Origin of the sequence: Phormidesmis priestleyi ULC007 (genome assembly GCF_001895925.1) — a bacterium.
GTDB classification, from domain to species: domain Bacteria; phylum Cyanobacteriota; class Cyanobacteriia; order Leptolyngbyales; family Leptolyngbyaceae; genus Phormidesmis_A; species Phormidesmis_A priestleyi_A.
Genome location: NZ_MPPI01000011.1, coordinates 1 through 18,073, shown reverse-complemented (window position 1 = coordinate 18,073; position 18,073 = coordinate 1). Strand labels below are relative to the sequence as shown.

The window sequence follows — 18,073 nt, the reverse complement described above, 5'->3', positions numbered from 1 at the left end:
ATTCAAAACTCTTTAGATCTCCTCTTGCTCTATTGGTTTTTGATAGATTGGCAACAAAACATTGAAGGTAGAACCCTCACCGATTCGGCTTTTCACCGAGATGGAACCGCCACAGTGCAGCAAAAGTTGCTGAACGATCGTCAACCCCAAACCCGATCCCCCTGTCTCTTGTTCGATCGCTTGACGCACTCGATAGAAGCGATCAAATATTTTAGGAATTTCACTGGGCGCAATTCCAATTCCCGTATCGCGAAACTCAAGCTGCACATAGTCGCCCTGCTGTTTTGCCCGCACCCAAACCTGCCCATCCTTAGGCGTAAATTTAACCGCGTTGTGCAGCAGGTTAATCACAATTTGCTTGAGCCACATACTCAGACATGCGACAGGTGGCAAGCCTTCGGGCACGATGTAAGCCAATTTCACCCCTTTTTCTTCTGCCAGGGGTTGATAGGTGCTAACGACTCCCGGCACGACATCGCTCAACTGTAGCGATTGGATCGTGGTGTGTTCTGCCCTTTGATCGAGGTTCACCAGATCGAGCAGACTCGTAATCAGAGTGCTTTGGCGATCGCACTCTTTCACCAGCAGATCCATATATCGCTGCTTTTGAGGTGGCTTGAGATTGGGCGAGTTGAGCAAAGTGATGGCAGTTTTCATGTTAGTCAAAGGCGTTCTCAACTCTTGTCCCACGTTGTTGAGAAACTCATCTTTTAACCGAATTGCCGTCAATAGCTCCTCATTTTGCCTTTGCAGCAGCGATGCGAGTTCGGCTTGTTTGCGGTAAGTGGTCGATCGCTGCCAGAGTTCTTCTTGACGCTGAATTTGTTTTGTGAAAATCCGCCCCATCAACTTTGCATCTAAAGGCAAGGGTTGAACTCGATCGATCAACATCTCCCAAGGTGCCCGAATCTCACATCTAGAAGCGTCTAGAAGCGGCAATTCTCGATTTAATTGACTGAGAAACTGTCGAATCATTGCCTGATCTAACGAGAACAGAACGCTCAATGATTGCTTTTTGTCAGGAGAATCTTCTGGCCCACTTTCTAAAACTGGAGGCTCGATCGTCGCTTGAGGAGATTTAAAACGGTGAGCCATCAGCAAGCAGCAAAACTGCTCTGACCAAATCAGCAAAAAATACTCACGTCTAAGCTGACTTTCAGGAGCCAGCGAGATTGAAGTGATGAGTGGGTGATTTGCGAGATTACGATCGCCCTGTTCAAATGACTGAATGCTGTCGTCAAAGATTTCCTCTCGCTGATTTTTCAACAAATAAACTGCTTGAGGAAGGTCAGAAAGCCTGCAATAGCGATCGAGTACAGTTTGCCAAGCTTGGCCACGCGGCATCTTTGACCAAACCGCAGCCAAAGTTTGCTGCTCAATCAATAAATCGATCAGGTTACTCACCATCGACTTGAAGGTAGCGGGACTAACTTGGACAAAGGGAGTTTGCCCAGAGTCAGCCGCTAATTCATAGAGAGAAATTTCTGGGGCGACTAATAAAGTCATAAGAAGTTAGAACAGGGTGTTGTGAAGTTGCGACTCAGGCATGAAATCAAGGCTCAAAAACAGATGAACTTTTTGGGATCGCGGCTATTAATTACTTGATCTTGAGACTGATCGCGATTTGCGTAGAACTGAGGTTGTAGTGAAAAATTTGAATCTTAGAACATGAAGCCTTCGATCGCTACCTTCATGGAAGAACAGCTTTTTTTGACCCCAGCGCTCGATCGATATTTGATTAACAGTCAATTAATACTTAAATTCTCTAAAGATCGCATCCGAGCTTTTCAGTATATTGACCCAACAAATTTCCAATCTGACTCGCAGATGCCTCTTTTACTCAGTAGATTCCGCTTAAACATCCTGCTATAGAGTGAATCTTCTATGTAACTTTAGAGTAATTGGCTGGTGTGCATAAGTCTGTCTTTTTATCAATTCGCTTTAACAAAGATTTACATAACCTAAGCGTAATCAGACCATAAACCGATGAAGTTTGGATAACAGTCTGGTTACACCTCTAAAACTCGTCTAACCCTCTGGGTCAAAAATAATCACAAGCTGAGTAACCAGGGTTCAGCAAAACGTGTTTAGTACTTTAAGGAAAAGATTTATGAATGGACAAATGTGCTGGCTGGCTGGATTGGGCGGTGGAAATAAAGTGTTGCATTTAAGAGAACACCCAAACAGACCCTGGTTGCCCTACACCGCATCTCACTATCGAGTTCCTGATTTGACCATCCCTGGAGCTTCTAAAGGCTGGACAACTTATCAACGACTCAGACAAGCGGGTTGGACGTTGGTGCCTACTGCACAAGCCTATGCGATCGCTCCCACTCAAACAGCCTCAGCGATCGTAGACCGTTGAGCGTGATTTAAGTTAGTGTGCGATCGTCTTGAGCCAGTTGAGAATCAGCGGATTAACTACTTCGGGTCGCTCGTCATGGGGACAATGCCCCGTGTCAGGAATTCCCACAAACTGAACATTGTGAGTTTCTGTTAGCTGTTGATAGATTTGTGACCCTGCGATCGGAGTCCACGGATCGGCTTCTCCCCATAGAACCAGAAGCGGAGCTTGAATACGGGGCAACAGTTCGGTTGGTCTGGGCCCAGCGGGGGCAGTCAAAACAGACGCAAACACCGCCTGAGCACCCGGATCACAAGAGGGAAGATACAGCAGATCGACTAATTCGTCGGTGATGGCTTCGGGATTCTTGTAGACCTGTTTGAGGCTGCCGCGAATTCGAGCTTTTTGGCGAACTCGATTAAACAGCCAGGCACCGATCGCTTTAGAACCCACCAGTTTTGCAAAGCTGCCCATCACAAACCGCAGTGGCAAGTTTAATTCGTCGGGGCGATGGTTGAGTCCACCTGCTGAGTTGAGCAAAACTCCACCCGCCGCCATTTCAGGGTGTTCTGCAAGAATCATTAGACAGATCAGACCGCCGATCGAGTTGCCGACAAAAACCGCAGGCTGCTGAATCTTCGCCAGCCAAAAGTCGCGAATCATCTCCACCCAAAGCTCTAGCGTGTAATCGATCGCAGGCTTTGCAGAGTTGCCAAAGCCCAGCAAATCAAGGGCAAAGACTTGATATCCGGCAGCCGCCAGGACGGGAATATTTTTGCGCCAGTGCCCGATCGAGGCTCCAAAGCCATGAATCAACACCAAAGGCTGCCCACTGCCAACCGACGTATATTGAATCTGGTGTCCTTGCCATTCCCAGGTTTGCTTCTCAAGAGCAACTGATGTTAAGCGTTGTACAGTCACGATGATGGTTCTATGAAGTTTTCTTAAGACAACTTCATCATACTATTTTGCGCTTGCCTAGAAGAGCAGATTTTGACTGATTACCGAGATTCATTCCTGAGGGTCGTTCTATCTCTTTACTAGGATACGGGAGCGGTAGAGTTTAGATCGATGAACCGACTACAATCTTCAATAGGTTAAGCGATCGAGGGTTGAGACAATGCCAGTCATTGCAGTCATAGATTACGACATGGGAAACCTGCACTCTGCCTGCAAAGGGTTAGCCAATGCAGGCGCGACTACCAAAATCACCGATTCTCCACGAGAGATTGAGCAGGCAGATGCGATCGTGCTGCCAGGGGTCGGGGCATTTGATCCAGCTATGCAACATCTGCGATCGCGGCATTTAGAAGAGCCGATCAGGAAAACGATCGCGAGTGGCAAACCCTTTCTGGGCATCTGTCTGGGATTGCAAATTTTGTTTGACGCGAGTGAAGAAGGCACCGAACCTGGGCTAGGGATCATTCCTGGACAGGTGAAGCGATTTCGTCATGAGCCTGGAATCACGATTCCGCACATGGGTTGGAATCAATTGGAGTTGACGCAAACCCAGTGCGCTCTCTGGCATCAACTTCCTGCCGATCCTTGGATGTATTTTGTTCACTCTTATTATGTAGAACCCAGTGATCCGCAAATCTGTGCAGCGACGATCACCCACGGTAGTCAAACAGTGACGGCTGCGATCGCTGACCACAACCTCATGGCGGTGCAATTTCACCCTGAAAAATCTTCGACGGGTGGACTGAAAGTTCTCTCTAACTTCGTGCAATTAGTCCTTGATCGTCAGCAATTAGCCGCGAGGTAGTCTCGACGAAATCATGAGTCTACGAATTTACGGCAATCGTTTAATTAAAACGCTTCCCGGACAGGAAACGCGTCCGACTGCTGCACGAGTGCGACAAGCGATGTTTAACATTTGGCAAGGCACGATCGTCGATTGCCGCTGGCTTGATCTGTGTGCCGGAAGTGGCTCAATGGGCGCAGAAGCCCTGTGTCGGGGTGCAAAGACAGTGATAGGAATTGAGCGATCGAGAGATGCTTGTGCCGTAATTCAACAAAATTGGCAACAAGTCGCTAAACCAGAGCAAACCTATCGAGTCATGAAAGGTGAAGTGCTAGAACGTTTAGAAAACCTTTCTGGTCAGCAGTTTGATCACATCTATTTTGATCCGCCTTATGCGAGTGGGTTATATCAGCCTGTGTTGACTGCGATCGTCCACCATCACTTATTAGCGGCTAATGGAGAACTTGCGATCGAACACAGTCCGGGTCAACTGCATGAGATTGCAGGTTTAGAGATCTGCCGTCAAAAGCACTACGGAAGTACAGCCCTGACGTTTTACCAGACGGAACCCTGATTAACTTGCGTCGGTATCAGCTTGATAGTCTCCTGACTTGCCGCCCGTTTTGCTGACTAGATAAATTTGTTCGATTTGAATTGATTTTTCTAGCGCCTTTGCCATGTCATAAAGCGTTAAAGCTGCGATCGAGACAGCCGTGAGTGCCTCCATTTCGACTCCGGTTTCTGCCGTTGTCTTGACCTCAGCGCGAATTTGATAGCCCGGCAAGTCTTCGTCAAGAGTGATCACCACTTTGACTTTGGTTAAAGGCAAGGGGTGGCAAAGCGGAATCAGGTGCGCGGTTTGTTTGGCTGCCATGATTCCGGCCAGTCTTGCAGTGCCTAGCACATCCCCTTTAGGCGCATTGCCAGCCGCGATCGTGTTCAGCGTCTCTCGCGACATTCGCACTTTTCCGATGGCGATCGCCTGCCGAGCCGTCACCGCTTTGGCAGAGACATCAACCATCTGTGCCTGTCCATCTGCGTCTAGATGACTGAGAGAATTTGCAGAATTTTTAGAAGAAATTGAAGAATTCTTTGTCATCGGGTGCATTGTGATAGTATGATGATCTTATCAACACGGGGGCTTGTAGCTCAGTGGACTAGAGCACGTGGCTACGGACCACGGTGTCGGGGGTTCGAATCCCTCCTAGCCCGTTCATAAGATAGGGACGTTATCAACAGCGTCCCTATTTTTGTCAAAAAAATTCCCTCAGTCTAATGTTTAGACAAAGGGAAGAGAAGACGCTGAAGGTTTAGCTCAGGTTTATCGAGTGGTCGTCGTCGTTGGCTCTGCGTAAACCGTGACATCGCGAGGGCTGCGAGCGCCAGTTGCCGCGCCAATTAGAGAGGCAACCAAGCCCAACAAAGAACCCAATACAAAAGACCAGCCAGCCTTCGCCGCTCCGTCTGCAATGTTGCGGGTATCTTGAGCGGTCGGGCTAGGAATTGCAGTTGGATTCACATTGGGAACCCCAGTTTGTGGCAACGCAGCCCCGGCAACATTAGAGGCCGAAGACGCAGCTAAACCAAATGCACCCGTCACGCCACTGGTTAGCAACCACGCGCTCAAAGCCAGTGTGGTTGCCCACAAAATTGCTCCATTCAGCAGTGCTGTGCTGCGGTTCATTGGGCCGCAAGCCCGCGCCATCACCCAGCTACCGATAAATAGCGAAATCAACAGGCTCAAGATCGCCCACCAGCCGACAGCTTGACTAACATCTCCCAGGTTTGATCTGGGAGCGCCAGAATTCGCGATCGTCGTCGCTCCGATCGCCGCGCCCAAAGCACTCAAAATCAGTTGAGAAGCCAGCGCGACAAAGAGTCCAGAGAGAATCGGGCCCCAACGGACTCGATCGTGGTATTCACCCGAAGTTTGAACGATAGTCTGATCAGTGATAGGTCTGTTAGCATACGCCATGTTAATTAGCTCCCCAAGTCGATAGTTTTTTGCAAAGGATTTACACTTGAGCATTACTCTAAGCCCTCTACAGGTGAGATATCTCTACCAGCAGAATGAGTATAGGAGTCTATCGTTAGAGTGAATTGAGGGATGGACTTGGGGTAAAACGTTTTTGAATGAACTTTATTGACGAAGCCTGACAGCAGTTCCGGTGGCAGTGATTAGAAGCAAGACACCTGACTGATCGATGTTGATCGTTCCCGTATCAATCTCAACGCCAATCACAGCATCTGCGCCAAGACGCTGGGCACGTTGTTCAAGTTCGGCGATCGCTTCTCGCTGCCCTTGCTCAAACACACGCTCATAGCCTGCGGTGCGCCCACCGATGATGTCTCGAATTCCGGCAAAGAAATCTCGGAGCGCGTTGCTGCCATAGACGACCTCAGCCGTGACAATGCCTAAATAAGCCTCGATCGTCGTTCCTTGAATAACATCAGTTGTAGTGACAATCATGGGGTTTCCGCTCAAGAAAACTTAGTGATAGTAGCATCGCTCACGATCGAGCAACGATCTACTTTTTGTTTAAGCAGCAAGAATAATCACCTGCTTGGATTGTTTTTATGCGTTGATTGGCATTAAATTCATCTTAGCTGCGGTGTGACTTGCCATTCAATCCAATCTATTCTTTCACGTCCACAACTCATGATCTGTAGTCTTAAAAGACCTAATCTCCGTTGGCGATCGACGCTGATCTGCCTCTTAATCGGAGCCACCTTCACCTTATCGCCCCAGATTGTTTTTGCTCAGGCGACCGATCTTCAGCCCGGTGATCAGACTAAGCAAGAGCTAGATGACTTGCTGCAAAAGGGGCGTGAGTTAGTTGATGCCAAAAACTGGGCAGGAGCGCTGCCTATGTTTCAACAAGCCGCCGCGTTAGATGAAAAAAACCCTCGCATCTATTCTGGAATTGGCTACATTCAGGCGCAGACGGGCAACTTTCAAGAAGCGATTATCGCCTATCAGCAAGCGATCGTCCTCGATCCTAGCAATTCTGATTTTGAATATGCTTTAGGGTTTAGTCTGGCGAGTGCAGGAAATGACAAAGCCGCAGTCGTCGCTTATCAGCGCGCAACTAAGCTGGATGCTAAAAACTTAAATGCCTATCTCGGTTTGGGCGCTGTCTTGTCGCGGCAGGGTCAATATGATCAGGCATTAGCCACCTATCGAAAAGTCACCGCGATCGCGCCTAAAAATGCAGAAGCTTATGAGATGCTCGGCTTGATGCTGTTGCAAAAAGACCAGATCGGAGAAGGAATTACTTCCCTTCAACGCGCCGCAGAACTGAACCCTCGCAGTAGCCGCATTCAAGTTAACTTGGGGGTTGGCTGGCTCAGTCAAGGCGATCGCCGCGCGGCTCTAGCAGCTTTTAATCGTGCGGTTAGACTCGACCCTAGCAACAGCAAGCTGCATTTACAAATGGGCAAAGTTTTGCAAGAAGTGGGCGACTCTGCGGGGGCGCTAACTGCCTATCAACGGGCAGTCAACGTCAATCCTCAATCGATCGAAGCCCAGTTAGCGCTAGGAGATTTGGCGATCGAGCAGCGAGAATTCATCCGAGCGATCATCGCTTATCGAGAGGCGGTGCAGCTAGATCCTCAGAATGCCCGCGCTCATTATCAGTTGGGGATCGCCCTAAAAGCTCGCGATCGTAAAGAGGAAGCGATCGCAGCCCTGAGAGAAGCCCAAAATTTGTATCAACAGCAAAACAACTCAGAAGAGGCTAAGAAAGCTGAGGCTACGTTGAAAGAGTTGAGGTGATGCGATGTTTATACGGCACGATTTAGCCGTTGCGTGAGAATAAACTCTGCGATCGCCAAATCAACCGGAGTCGTTACTTTCAGATTCGTCTCTTCGCCCTCCACGATCAGCACCGGAAGATGGCATTGCTCAAACAGCGCCGCATCGTCTGTGACCTCCCAGCCTTGCCGTCGCCCTTCTTGGTGACACTTTTTGAGCAGCGGCACCGAGAAGCCTTGAGGCGTTTGGGCTGCCCAAAGCTGGCTGCGATCGGGCGTGCTTTTAATCAGCTTCTCCTGATCAACAACTTTAATCGTGTCTTTGACCGGAATCGCCGCAATCAACCCTGCACAGGTCAAAACAGCTTGGGCGCAGCGATCGAATAATTCTGGGGTTGCCAAACATCTCGCGCCGTCGTGAATCAAGACGTGTTTGGCATCAGGGGGAAGAGCTTGCAACCCGTTGTAGACCGATTCTTGCCGCGTCGAGCCACCCTCGATTAAGTGAATGGGCTTTGTGAAAGAGAGTTGGGTGACGATCGTGGTGAAATCATCCCAATCGATCGGCTGCCCGATGATGCCGATCCAGCTAATGTGGCTCGAAGCCTCTGCTGCTAACAGCGTCCAGGCGAGGAGTGGTTTGCCCAACAGATTGAGCAGCAGCTTATTGCGCTGGGCGGTGCCTTGACGGAGCCATTCACTGTCCATTCGGCGACCCGACCCGGCGGCTGGTATGAGTAGATACACAGATTTTCCTTTCAACTCAAAATCTAAACTTCAAAACCGTTTGACTGTGTGTATCTTCCCCTAAAATAAGAGCGAATATGGTATTAAGAACCGTAAAGAGATCAATATGAGAATTCTTGCCCTTGTTCCTGGTGGAATTGGCGACCAAATCCTATTCTTTCCAACTCTAGATGATCTAAAAAAAGCTTACCCTGACGCTCAGATCGATGTCGTCGTTGAGCCACGCGCTCAAAGCGCCTATCGGGTTTCTAAGTCAGTTCACGACACAATTTTGTTTGATTTTAAGGGCAGCAATAGTCTGGCAGATTTTGCAAATCTACTGGGCGTGATGCGCGATCGCGAATATGACATTGCCATTTCTTTAGGGCAACGCCAAACTGTTGGTTTTTTGCTGTGGCTGAGTGGAATTCCGACTCGTGTGGGCTATGAAAGTGGCGGCAGAGACTGGTTTCTCACTAATCCGGTGCCGCTCAATCAAAATCAGTATGCCGCAGTCATGTATCACGATTTGTTGAAGGGTTTAGGCATTGATACGCCCTGTCCAGAATTAGCAGTCAGTGTGCCAGCTAAAGATCTGCAATGGGCAGATATCGAACGGAAACGGCTAGGCATTCAAAACGGCGGCTATGTGATCATTCATGGTGGGTCGAGTCAACTTGCGCGGCTGAAGGGCATTGACAAAATTTATCCGGTCGAAAGTTGGCGAACGATCGTCCGAGATTTTCAGAAAAAGCAGCCAGACCTGCCGATGGTTTTAGTCAAAGGCCCCGAAGATGATGATTTTGTCGCAGATCTGTTGCGATCGACTCCAAAGCTTAAAGTCACTTCGCCTAGCAACATCGGTGAACTAGTGGCAATGATCGCCGGGGCCAGTCTGATGTTGTGTACAGATAGTGCCCCCATGCACCTGGCGATCGCGGCTCAAACCTACACGTTGGCGCTGTTTGGCCCGACCGATCCCGCAAAGCTTTTGCCCCAGAGTGAACGGGCGATCGGCATCAAGTCCTCGACTGGAGAAATGGCAGATATTTCGCCACAAACCATATTACAGAAAGTTTGGGGCGGTTAGCGTCATGGCAAGACCCGCCGTGTATCTCGATCGAGATGGCGTTCTCAATCAAGAAGCTGGTTACATTCACCAGGTTGAAGACCTGCATTTAATGTCGGGAGTTGCCCAAGCGGTGCGGCAGCTCAATGATGCGGGGTTATTTTGCTGTCTCGTCTCTAACCAGTCTGGGCCTGCCAGAGGCTATTATCCTGATGCTCATGTACGAGCTTTGCATCAACGGCTTTGTCGTCTACTCGACGCTGAAGCGGGGGCACGATTGGATGCGCTTTATTACTGTCCTCATCTCAGCCCACCCGAAGGCGGCACTCAAGCAGAATTTACGCGCTGGACGACGTGGCGCAAGCCTAATACTGGAATGCTGGTGGCGGCGGCTTGGGAACACGATTTAGACCTTTCTCAAAGCTTTATGGTGGGTGACAAAGCGACTGATGTTGATATGGCACACAACGCTGGCTGTGTAGGCATCTTGGTGCAGACGGGTTATGGCGATCGCGTTCTTAGCGGTGATTATCAGCATCACACCAAGCCCGACTATATTGCCACAGACTTAACGGCTGCCGTGAAATGGATTTTGCAGAAAAAAAGCTAAGAACGGGTTGAATTTGGAAATTACGATTCTGGAAATTCGCGCGATCGCACCTCGCCTGAATAATTCTGAACGGCTTGAGTAATCAATTCGTGCAGATTTACGTAAGATTTTGCGAACGGCGGTTTCCAGGTGCCCAACCCTAAAACATCGGTGGTGACTAGAACTTGACCGTCACAGTGAACTCCGGCACCAATGCCGATCGTGGGAATGGTCAGCTTTTGAGTGATTTGCAACGCCAGATCAGCCGGAACGTGTTCAACCACGATCGAGAAGGCTCCGGCTTGTTCGAGGGCGATCGCTTCTGACAAAATGCGCTCTCCCTCTTCGGGTGATTTGCCTTGCTGCTTAAACCCTAACTGCCGAACCGATTGTGGGGTCAGCCCAATATGCCCCATCACCGGAATTCCGGCGCGAACTAAATGAGCCACCGTCTCGGCGATCGCAGGGTAGCCGCCTTCTAGCTTGACGGCTTGTGCGCCCGCTTCTTTTAAGGTTCGACCTGCGGAGTGAATGGCTTGCTGAACGCTTTCTTGATAGCTCAGAAAAGGCAAATCCACCACGAGCAGCGCTTGCTTGACCGCTCGACGTACTGCTTTCGCATGATGCAGCATTTCGTCGAGCGTCACTGGCAGCGTGGTTTCATAGCCTAACGCCACCATCGCCAGCGAATCGCCGACTAAAATCACATCAACGCCCGACTGGTCTAAGATTTGGGCAAACCCATAATCCCAAGCGGTGAGGGCCACGATCGTGCGTCCCTGCTGTTTCCACTGAATTAACTGCTGTGGCGTAACTGGCATATCGTTAACAGACGTAAACTAAGGCGTGAGTCTATCCTACTGATCTTCTGCCATTCAAGGATTACTCCGACTGAACGTGAAATGAGGCTGACTTTGATAGCTGCTCATGCTTACCCACGCTAACCCATCGCTAGTGCCCACCCAGAGCTTGTTTCCAGTGTCAGGAGAAACTGCCAGAATTTGACTCGACGGCAAACTGCCCACCTGCCCCACGATCGCACCATTGTAGGGGTTGAGGCGAAAAAGTCCATTATTGGTGCCCACCCACATGCTACCTACTTTGTCAAATCGGGCTGAGAGAATGTTGCGCCCTTGGAGTTGGGTCACCGATCGCTTAATCTGTGCGGCTTTGGGGTTGACTTCTAGCAAGCCATCTAAGGTGCCGACCCACAAAGACCCTCTCGAATCGAGGGTGAGGGCTTGCACCACTCCGCCCGGAATCTCTGAAATTTGATTAGTGACCAGAGCGCTAGAAGTATCCACCTGCACTAAGCTCTCTAGTGTGCCGACCCAAAGTTGACCGTCTGCATCTAAACTGAGCGCATTTGCACTGACCCCTGGCAAGTTTTTGAGGGTCGTCATTAACAAGCCTTGATCAGGGCTAATCAGCGCTAGACCCTGGTCTGTACCGACCCAGAGATAGCCTCGCTGATCAATCAGCAGTGACAAAACGCGATTGGACGGTAGAAGAAAGTTCTGTGCAGTCACTTCGTTGGTGCGGGGATCGACGCGCAGCAATCCTTCATAAGTGCCAACCCAAATTCGTCCTACTTTGTCTTGAGCCAATGCTCCGATCGTGCGGTTAGGAATCGCAATTCGGCTCAGAATCTTGCCAGTGTTGGGGTTAATCTTTGCCAACCCTTGCCAAGAGCCAACCCAAAGATGACCCTGATAATCAGGCTGAAGGGCACTGACTCGATAATCTTCTCCAATCCGCTCATCTTGGGGCTGTCGCTGAGTTGGTAGCGGCGGAGCCAGAGGCGGCGGAGCAACAGGCACATAGGTGGGCGGTTTTTGAGGGGCTGATTGAGCGATCGCTTTGGAGAAACCAGGACTTGCGATCGCAAATCTGCCTGGTATGAGCAAGCTTAACAACCCGATCGAGCTTGCCGCGATTCCTAAAGATATTAGAGACGACAGATTAAACCTTCTCACAAACATTCCTCACAGCTTTGAGGGTTGAAGATTCTAAACGATCAACCCAGCAAATTTCATGATGCCCATGATACTGCTACAAAGTCAGGACATCACAATAATTTCGTTTGTGAACGCTCTCAAAACTTTGCTAAACAAAAAAGATGAGAGCTTTAGACCCTCATCTCTTTGATATCAACCTGATGCTTGACCTCTATTTATGACCGCCGAACCATTTCGCGGCGATCGCGCCCAAAGCTGCCCCAACCATCGGGTTGCTTAAGAATTTCATCATTGCAGGCTGGTCTGCCAACACTTCTTGAAAGATATCGGGGTGATTGTGATAAGTGAATGCTGCAAGCTTGCTGACATCATCAGCAGTCATGTGACCGGGGTTGTGAGTGGTGAGTCCCAGTTGCCTTTCTAAGTCACGATCGTGCAACCCTCTCTTTTTTAGTTGGCTGAAGAATTCTTTGGCAACATCATTCCGCTCGTTGGGTTTGATTTGAGCGATCGCCTTTTGCAATTCGGGTTCCATTTGGCTGGAAGGAATGCGATCGGGGTGAAACGATTTGCCAAACAATTGCCGCCGTTCTTCTTTGGACGATCGTTGAGCAAAGTCGTCAAAATTCTGATAATTTTCTACAGAATCATCGGGAATAATATCGTCCGCAGACTCTTTATCTCCCTTTGCCAAATCGTGCATGACCTGGCGCTTATATTCGTCGCTGCTAGGCATTTTTGATAAACTCCTGTGTCAATTTTCAGCAATTGCTAGTAGCGTTGATTTAGCTGCTAGTTCCATACTGAATTTGCTTGGTGCTGTTGTCATATTTTGCAGTTAAAACTAACTGCTTGTCAGGGGCATACATCAAGACAGTCAAGTCACGATTGGGGGCATTCTTACGAAAGCCTTGGACTAAAGACTTCGCCAATGTTCGCACTTCGGTTGGACGAACTTGAGGAGAGATGACAACCCCTAGTTTGTCACTGCCACGAACATAAGCATCTTGAACTAATCCATGACTCGTTTGCACCACCCAATTGCCAAAGTTTTGCCCTTGTTGAGTCGTACCGCGCTCGATTTGTCCGTAGCTTTGATTGTTGCTGATTCCCGGTTGGTTTGTGGTCTTGGCAGTTACAGCCGTTCCACCACAAGCGGTGATTGTCAAAGATAGGACTAGTGACAAAGCAATTAAAACCCTACGAAAATGCTGAGATAAACTCACTAGAATTGCCTCCAAGTTTATTTTTAAGTGAGTTAGAAAACGTTTCTTTCTAAACAAAATGGATTTGGATAATATCGAATTATCCAAATCCATTTGAGATTTAATTACGCCTTATCGACGATGTTCTTAACACCATCTTTCACATCTTCTTTAGCGTTGCGGGCAGATGCTTCAGCTTGCTTTGCTTTGCCTTCTGCTTGATCGCCAACATCACCCGTTACATTGCCTAAAGCTTCTTGTGCTTTGCCTTCAATGTTCTTGCCTGCTGCTTTAGCTTTATCTTCTAAGCTCATGATAGGCTCCTTTATTCTTTAGTTGGTCTGTTATTTTATGTAAGCTGTAATCCGAATCACCGCTTACCCTTTAACAATAAAGGAGCGCTTAGAATAAGCGCTCCCCCAGAAGTTGTATTAATAAGTACATTTTAATTGAGTCATCTCTGCTAAATGGAGGATTGCACGAGTCGAGTCCCTATAGCTGCTGTTATTTGAGCGATCGCAGCACTTCTCGCATCCTGATCGCGCAGTCTGAAAATGCTATTAATGCGATCGTGTCAGGCTTCGACAGCATCTCATCATCAATAAAAGTTAAAGGCAACATCCCAAACTTTCTCTTGATTTGTTTCTATGAGCTCCTTGATTGCTCACTGCATTTGCAAAGATTCATAAATGCCTCAGCTTCGTGACTTCAGACGTGCAGGGTTTATTTCAACTTTTCAAACATCCTCTTAGACTATAGACTTGTGACCATGATGGGTTTTCCCTGGTGCTTTTGAGGCGCTGTCGCATCTTCGATCGTCACCGCAACTTTTGAAATCAACGCTTCAGACCGGAAAGCTCTAGGCACGACGATCGGTTTAGCCACGCCTCCTTGAGCATCGACGTTAAAAGCTTCGGTCAAAATGGCTCCTTTAGCGTCAGTGGTGTAAGGAGCATCTTCCTTGAGCAGCGTCCACAACACATAGACCTTGCCGGGAGGCAACGGGGGCAAATCTTTGACCGTCAAAACCGCTTCTAAGTTATTGGGGTTGACGGCAACAGTGGCAGAAGCTGGATTAGTTGGTTCTGTGCTTTTTAACGAATAGTTGAGAGCAGCCAATCGCTGAGTTTCAGTCTGTGAGGCTTGTAGCGTTTGTCGGAGACGATAGTTATTGACTCCTAGCACCACAATCAGCACTGCCGCCGCCAGATTTAGCGCTCTACTCCAGGGAAACGGGTTTCTGCGGGTTCTAGAAACCGCCGGGTCAGGAACTGCGGCTAAAGGAGTTGGTTGAGCTTGAGCATTGAGAATGACTGACCGCAAATGCGTTGGAGGATCGACTTCGGGCAGATCATCAGACAGTTCCAGCGCGGCTTGCATCTGAGTCACCTCGTCTGCGATCGCGGGGTGATCTAGCAAAAGCTGCTCAAATTCTGCCGCTTCATTGGGGTCGAGATCGCCCAACACATATCCGGCAATGAGTAGCTGTAAGTGTTCTGAAGACACCGACCCAGTTATAGACATAATTATCCAATGTAATCGGTAAGGGTCTGGCGCAATTTGATGAGACTCCGCCGAGTTCTCGTTTTGACAGTTCCTAACGGCATACTTAATCGCTCGGCAATTTCTGACTGACTAAGACCCTCGTAATAAGCCATTTGCAACAGTTGCTGTTCGCTCTCTGACAACTGAGCAAGGGCTGTTTTAACCTCCTGAGATTGTTCGGTTTGAGAAACCTGGTCAAAGGGAGATTGAGCTGGGGTTTCTGAGTTGTGCTCTGATCTCAATCGCTCCAAATGGGACAAGGCAGTGCTGCGCGATCGAATGCGGTCAATGGCGCGAGAGCGAGTCAAAATTCCTAGAAATGTTCTGAGAGATCCTCGTCGTGGGTCATAAGACGTTGATCTGGCGAGGTTCAGAAAGATATCTTGAGTGAGATCTTCTGCCTCTTGAGCATTGCTGAGGGTTTTGAGGGCTAGCCCATAAACTAATCTAGCGTGACGATCGTAAAGAATGCCAAGAGCAGCCGTTTGCCCCCCTCTCAGTGCCAGATATAGGTCTGCATCTGTCTGATTTGCAACGGGTTGTTCTGGGTGGTCGGATGGCTCAGGCATGAGGCATATCGGGCTTTTGCAAGCGAATTATTTAAATCATCATTCAGCCCTCATTGTGCCATTAATGCGCCTTGAATCAATCTACTTCTTTAAGGAGAGAATTCAATCATTCTTCCCTATCTCTTTAAGTACGTGTTCGACCTGCGATCGGATGTATGAACAGAAACAGCCAAAAGTGAGCAAAGAGTGAGCAGTTTTTGGACTGGTAAATGAGCAGTTGAACCAGGCAAACTGTCAATCAGTTGGAGGTCATGCCCCAACCAATCCCAACAAACACTCTTACGAGGTCAATCATATGAACCGCTTAAACGTGCAATCTGAACTGTTGACAGAACTAGTGGCTTAAGTTTGGCGGTTTTCAACTCTTGCGGCTTCCGATGGCAACCGTTCAACCTATTGTCTCAGACCAAACTTCTGCAACTCGTTTAATCGCGGTTGATTCTCAGCATTTCGTCGGTGGCAGCAAAGACCCAACGATTCGGATTTGGCAACTTCACTAGAACCGATACGCCTCTCTAATCCAACCAAAAGTATTATGAAATTAACAACAATAGCAAGCACCATCTCATTAAAGGTCGAATCGGCAGAATGTTTGGGCGTTGCAGAATGAGGGGATAAAATGGCTGTAGGGATAGCGCCCCCGTGCCTACCCCTGACGGAGGGCGACCACGGGGGATTGCCCCTACCCCAACCCATCCCTCTGACAGTTAGAGCGGTTTGAGAATGCCACGCAGTTCGCCCGCTCGATTCTGTTTAGTATGAATATCCACGTACAGCTTGCCACTTGACAGCGCTTGTAGCTGTTCACTCGTCAGCGTGTATTCTCCCATCAATCGACCTTGAAGCCCGCTTTCGCCTGGACTGACTTGTAGGGCATATTGAAATGGGCCATTCCCTGTCGGTTCGCCTCGGTGAATGTGCGCGCCAGACGTAACATTGGGGTTGGGCGGATTGAGCGGATCAGTTGCATAGTCGCGTAGAGGACTCGACAAATTACTAAAGTCACCCCGAACAATTAAGCGATCGCCGACTAACACCGCTCCTGCCGCACCAAAGGCATAACTAGATGGAGTCGTCGGAACAACCTCATTTTGAGTGAGAACCGCAACATAGCGGGTAAAGGGTTTGCTCTCCATTCCTTGAGCCATCAAAACGCTCTCAGCTTCGCGTAGCGCTTCTGATCCCACGGGGATTTGTGAGGCGGTGAGTGTTGAAGCCTCTTGGCTGTGAACGGGTTGAGAAAAGATTGAAATGTTAACTGCGACCAAACAGGTAATAGCGCTCAAAATAAGATTACGAAGCAGTCGTTTTGCTTTGTTCATGGTTTTGTTTGTTTAAGGTGAAGTAACCTGACCCCCGATCGAGGGCTGTATCGTTAAAAACATCAATCGAATCGATCGTGGTTTCAGTTAGTACTACGGACTCGGTTCACATTTGGATTGCAAATTGTCCTACAGGCATCTGAATCTACACCGGATTCTACTCGCGATCGCTTCTCTGTCTTTAGGTAGCCCTTATTAGCGATTATGTAAATCTAAATAGTTTTATTATCTGTAGTGGTTGGTATAAATAATTACTGTGATAAAACAACCGTTTTGATCATGCCATTTTTGTCAAATCTATAAACTCTGCTAAAACACATCAACTGTGTCTCAATCGCGACTGGAGAAGGTGAAGTTGCTACAAGTGTCAACTGCTACATGCAAGGAAATTCATGCGGGTAAAGTAGCCCTGGTAATATAGCAATCCTATTTCAGTTGTAAGAGTGGGACAGGCTTCCAGCCTGTACGGGCAAGATGCCCATCCCACAATCATTTAGGATTGCTATATAGGGCTACTTCAGCTAGAGATTCAGATAGCGATCGAGATCTTCTAAATTTTCACGGTGCCGCTATCAACGAAAACAGCAACGGAAGGTTTTGTGTTTGGGTAAGCAGCAATACTATAAACATACTGTCCTACCGCTAGAGGCTTCTGCGTTTTGAACACAACAGTCAGGGTAGTTTTGGCAGCCACTGGCGAATTGAACTCTACCCAGACAGTGCCCGTTTCATCAATCCATGCGTCTTTGACTGCGATCGCTGCCCCCGTCGTCGAGGTTCCTACAAAAGCGGTAGTGCCTTTTAGGTTGAGATGAATGGGCACGATCGTGTTATCCCGATCGGGCTTAGTTAGCGAAAGAGACAGCTTTGTAAAGCCGCTGTCTGCTTGTGGTAACGTCATCGTGAACGAATAAGAGTCATCGCTCACGGTTGCCTGACTTTGCTTTAGAGACTCCTCCATCTCGTAACCACTCGTAGTTGTGACCTCCGGCATTAAGGTGCTGTCATCACTCGGAGTGTTATATTGAGCAACCGTTGTTGATGTAGCGAGTAGCGTGCTGGCGATCGCCAGTGTTAGGATTTCTTGAATCTGGCTCATTGTGACCTCCACGAAGATTTGATTCTGGTATCATATAAGTAGGAGGGTGAAGTTAAATATAAGATAGGAAGACCCTCTAATTAACCCCTCCTTATGCCTGCTCCCCTCCGGATCATTTTGACTTCAGAAGAGGATCGCACGTTAGCTGAA

At 48.6% G+C, this 18,073-nt stretch carries 22 protein-coding genes and 1 tRNA gene; 8 read left to right on the top strand and 15 right to left on the bottom strand.

Translation table 11 applies throughout. From position 1 onward, the window contains the following. Positions 1–12 precede the first annotated feature (12 nt). Positions 13–1,506, bottom strand: a complete 1,494-nt coding sequence (locus BRW63_RS11570) for an ATP-binding protein (RefSeq protein WP_073071272.1) — start codon at positions 1,504–1,506, stop codon at positions 13–15. A gap of 604 nt (positions 1,507–2,110) precedes the next feature. Between BRW63_RS11570 and BRW63_RS11560 the strand changes: the two genes are divergently transcribed. Beyond that, positions 2,111–2,365, top strand: a complete 255-nt coding sequence (locus tag BRW63_RS11560; RefSeq protein WP_073071269.1) for a hypothetical protein — start codon at positions 2,111–2,113, stop codon at positions 2,363–2,365. Positions 2,366–2,377: 12 nt separating this feature from the next. On the opposite strand, the gene BRW63_RS11555 is transcribed toward BRW63_RS11560, so the two are convergent. Beyond that, a complete protein-coding gene (locus tag BRW63_RS11555) occupies positions 2,378–3,265 on the bottom strand; it encodes an alpha/beta fold hydrolase (RefSeq protein WP_073071267.1) in 888 nt (295 codons plus the stop codon). Between the two features lie 199 nt (positions 3,266–3,464). Here BRW63_RS11555 and hisH point away from each other — a divergent pair, with 199 nt between their 5' ends. After that, on the top strand, positions 3,465–4,109 hold the full coding sequence (gene hisH, locus BRW63_RS11550; protein WP_073071265.1) for an imidazole glycerol phosphate synthase subunit HisH: 645 nt from the start codon (positions 3,465–3,467) through the stop codon (positions 4,107–4,109). A 13-nt stretch (positions 4,110–4,122) separates the two neighbouring features. Then, complete coding sequence (gene rsmD, locus BRW63_RS11545; RefSeq protein ID WP_073071264.1) at positions 4,123–4,662, top strand: 16S rRNA (guanine(966)-N(2))-methyltransferase RsmD; 540 nt, start codon at positions 4,123–4,125, stop codon at positions 4,660–4,662. On the opposite strand, the gene moaC is transcribed toward rsmD, so the two are convergent. Continuing rightward, positions 4,663–5,187, bottom strand: coding sequence for a cyclic pyranopterin monophosphate synthase MoaC (gene moaC, locus BRW63_RS11540; protein ID WP_073071527.1), 525 nt, complete (start codon positions 5,185–5,187; stop codon positions 4,663–4,665). It lies immediately after the preceding gene. Between the two features lie 39 nt (positions 5,188–5,226). On the opposite strand from moaC, the gene BRW63_RS11535 reads away from it, so the two are divergent. Further along, positions 5,227–5,300: transfer RNA gene (locus tag BRW63_RS11535), tRNA-Arg, on the top strand. 109 nt (positions 5,301–5,409) lie between these two features. On the opposite strand, the gene BRW63_RS11530 is transcribed toward BRW63_RS11535, so the two are convergent. Next, complete coding sequence (locus BRW63_RS11530; protein ID WP_073071525.1) at positions 5,410–6,063, bottom strand: hypothetical protein; 654 nt, start codon at positions 6,061–6,063, stop codon at positions 5,410–5,412. Between the two features lie 165 nt (positions 6,064–6,228). Continuing rightward, positions 6,229–6,558, bottom strand: a complete 330-nt coding sequence (locus tag BRW63_RS11525; protein ID WP_073071262.1) for a YbjQ family protein — start codon at positions 6,556–6,558, stop codon at positions 6,229–6,231. A gap of 189 nt (positions 6,559–6,747) precedes the next feature. Here BRW63_RS11525 and BRW63_RS11520 point away from each other — a divergent pair, with 189 nt between their 5' ends. After that, positions 6,748–7,863: a tetratricopeptide repeat protein gene (locus BRW63_RS11520; protein WP_073071260.1), complete on the top strand. Its 1,116-nt coding sequence runs from the start codon at positions 6,748–6,750 to the stop codon at positions 7,861–7,863. An 8-nt stretch (positions 7,864–7,871) separates the two neighbouring features. On the opposite strand, the gene ispD is transcribed toward BRW63_RS11520, so the two are convergent. Continuing rightward, the gene (ispD, locus tag BRW63_RS11515) at positions 7,872–8,588 is read right to left on the bottom strand and encodes a 2-C-methyl-D-erythritol 4-phosphate cytidylyltransferase (protein ID WP_073071258.1); all 717 of its coding nucleotides are present in this window, start codon (positions 8,586–8,588) and stop codon (positions 7,872–7,874) included. A 106-nt stretch (positions 8,589–8,694) separates the two neighbouring features. Between ispD and BRW63_RS11510 the strand changes: the two genes are divergently transcribed. Then, positions 8,695–9,657, top strand: coding sequence for a glycosyltransferase family 9 protein (locus BRW63_RS11510; RefSeq protein ID WP_073071256.1), 963 nt, complete (start codon positions 8,695–8,697; stop codon positions 9,655–9,657). Positions 9,658–9,661: 4 nt separating this feature from the next. Further along, positions 9,662–10,246, top strand: coding sequence for a D-glycero-alpha-D-manno-heptose-1,7-bisphosphate 7-phosphatase (locus BRW63_RS11505; protein ID WP_073071254.1), 585 nt, complete (start codon positions 9,662–9,664; stop codon positions 10,244–10,246). A 20-nt stretch (positions 10,247–10,266) separates the two neighbouring features. On the opposite strand, the gene panB is transcribed toward BRW63_RS11505, so the two are convergent. The 7 genes from panB to BRW63_RS11470 form a co-directional block, all read right to left on the bottom strand. Beyond that, positions 10,267–11,046 (bottom strand): 3-methyl-2-oxobutanoate hydroxymethyltransferase, encoded by a 780-nt coding sequence (panB, locus tag BRW63_RS11500; protein WP_073071253.1) that lies wholly within the window; start codon positions 11,044–11,046, stop codon positions 10,267–10,269. Between the two features lie 54 nt (positions 11,047–11,100). After that, entirely contained in the window at positions 11,101–12,201 is a 1,101-nt protein-coding gene (locus BRW63_RS11495) for a ligand-binding sensor domain-containing protein (protein ID WP_223257362.1), read from the bottom strand. 193 nt (positions 12,202–12,394) lie between these two features. Beyond that, positions 12,395–12,919 carry a hypothetical protein gene (locus BRW63_RS11490; RefSeq protein WP_073071249.1) on the bottom strand — a complete coding sequence of 175 codons (525 nt, stop codon included), beginning with the start codon at positions 12,917–12,919 and terminating at the stop codon, positions 12,395–12,397. Between the two features lie 49 nt (positions 12,920–12,968). Beyond that, positions 12,969–13,370 (bottom strand): hypothetical protein, encoded by a 402-nt coding sequence (locus BRW63_RS11485; protein WP_223257361.1) that lies wholly within the window; start codon positions 13,368–13,370, stop codon positions 12,969–12,971. 143 nt (positions 13,371–13,513) lie between these two features. Then, complete coding sequence (locus BRW63_RS11480; protein ID WP_073071248.1) at positions 13,514–13,702, bottom strand: CsbD family protein; 189 nt, start codon at positions 13,700–13,702, stop codon at positions 13,514–13,516. 439 nt (positions 13,703–14,141) lie between these two features. Then, positions 14,142–14,912 carry an anti-sigma factor gene (locus BRW63_RS11475; protein ID WP_223257360.1) on the bottom strand — a complete coding sequence of 257 codons (771 nt, stop codon included), beginning with the start codon at positions 14,910–14,912 and terminating at the stop codon, positions 14,142–14,144. Positions 14,913–14,914: 2 nt separating this feature from the next. Further along, positions 14,915–15,502 (bottom strand): sigma-70 family RNA polymerase sigma factor, encoded by a 588-nt coding sequence (locus tag BRW63_RS11470; protein WP_073071246.1) that lies wholly within the window; start codon positions 15,500–15,502, stop codon positions 14,915–14,917. 377 nt (positions 15,503–15,879) lie between these two features. Here BRW63_RS11470 and BRW63_RS29535 point away from each other — a divergent pair, with 377 nt between their 5' ends. Further along, positions 15,880–16,002 (top strand): hypothetical protein, encoded by a 123-nt coding sequence (locus BRW63_RS29535; protein WP_262983535.1) that lies wholly within the window; start codon positions 15,880–15,882, stop codon positions 16,000–16,002. Between the two features lie 207 nt (positions 16,003–16,209). On the opposite strand, the gene BRW63_RS11465 is transcribed toward BRW63_RS29535, so the two are convergent. Beyond that, positions 16,210–16,824 (bottom strand): CHRD domain-containing protein, encoded by a 615-nt coding sequence (locus BRW63_RS11465; RefSeq protein WP_073071244.1) that lies wholly within the window; start codon positions 16,822–16,824, stop codon positions 16,210–16,212. Positions 16,825–17,374: 550 nt separating this feature from the next. Continuing rightward, on the bottom strand, positions 17,375–17,923 hold the full coding sequence (locus BRW63_RS11460) for a DUF2808 domain-containing protein (protein ID WP_073071243.1): 549 nt from the start codon (positions 17,921–17,923) through the stop codon (positions 17,375–17,377). Positions 17,924–18,073 lie beyond the last annotated feature (150 nt).

Excerpts from the sequence above, each read along its gene's own strand:
- BRW63_RS11530 (WP_073071525.1), bottom strand. The coding sequence starts at position 6,063 with ATGGCGTATGCTAACAGACCTATCACTGATCAGACTATCGTTCAAACT.
- BRW63_RS11520 (WP_073071260.1), top strand. The coding sequence starts at position 6,748 with ATGATCTGTAGTCTTAAAAGACCTAATCTCCGTTGGCGATCGACGCTG.
- BRW63_RS11465 (WP_073071244.1), bottom strand. The coding sequence starts at position 16,824 with ATGAACAAAGCAAAACGACTGCTTCGTAATCTTATTTTGAGCGCTATT.
- BRW63_RS11460 (WP_073071243.1), bottom strand. The coding sequence starts at position 17,923 with ATGAGCCAGATTCAAGAAATCCTAACACTGGCGATCGCCAGCACGCTA.
- BRW63_RS11570 (WP_073071272.1), bottom strand. The coding sequence starts at position 1,506 with ATGACTTTATTAGTCGCCCCAGAAATTTCTCTCTATGAATTAGCGGCT.
- BRW63_RS11470 (WP_073071246.1), bottom strand. The coding sequence starts at position 15,502 with ATGCCTGAGCCATCCGACCACCCAGAACAACCCGTTGCAAATCAGACA.
- rsmD (WP_073071264.1), top strand. The coding sequence starts at position 4,123 with ATGAGTCTACGAATTTACGGCAATCGTTTAATTAAAACGCTTCCCGGA.
- BRW63_RS11505 (WP_073071254.1), top strand. The coding sequence starts at position 9,662 with ATGGCAAGACCCGCCGTGTATCTCGATCGAGATGGCGTTCTCAATCAA.
- BRW63_RS11560 (WP_073071269.1), top strand. The coding sequence starts at position 2,111 with ATGAATGGACAAATGTGCTGGCTGGCTGGATTGGGCGGTGGAAATAAA.
- moaC (WP_073071527.1), bottom strand. The coding sequence starts at position 5,187 with ATGACAAAGAATTCTTCAATTTCTTCTAAAAATTCTGCAAATTCTCTC.
- BRW63_RS11490 (WP_073071249.1), bottom strand. The coding sequence starts at position 12,919 with ATGCCTAGCAGCGACGAATATAAGCGCCAGGTCATGCACGATTTGGCA.
- BRW63_RS11475 (WP_223257360.1), bottom strand. The coding sequence starts at position 14,912 with ATGTCTATAACTGGGTCGGTGTCTTCAGAACACTTACAGCTACTCATT.
- panB (WP_073071253.1), bottom strand. The coding sequence starts at position 11,046 with ATGCCAGTTACGCCACAGCAGTTAATTCAGTGGAAACAGCAGGGACGC.
- BRW63_RS11525 (WP_073071262.1), bottom strand. The coding sequence starts at position 6,558 with ATGATTGTCACTACAACTGATGTTATTCAAGGAACGACGATCGAGGCT.
- BRW63_RS11510 (WP_073071256.1), top strand. The coding sequence starts at position 8,695 with ATGAGAATTCTTGCCCTTGTTCCTGGTGGAATTGGCGACCAAATCCTA.
- BRW63_RS29535 (WP_262983535.1), top strand. The coding sequence starts at position 15,880 with ATGGCAACCGTTCAACCTATTGTCTCAGACCAAACTTCTGCAACTCGT.
- hisH (WP_073071265.1), top strand. The coding sequence starts at position 3,465 with ATGCCAGTCATTGCAGTCATAGATTACGACATGGGAAACCTGCACTCT.
- BRW63_RS11480 (WP_073071248.1), bottom strand. The coding sequence starts at position 13,702 with ATGAGCTTAGAAGATAAAGCTAAAGCAGCAGGCAAGAACATTGAAGGC.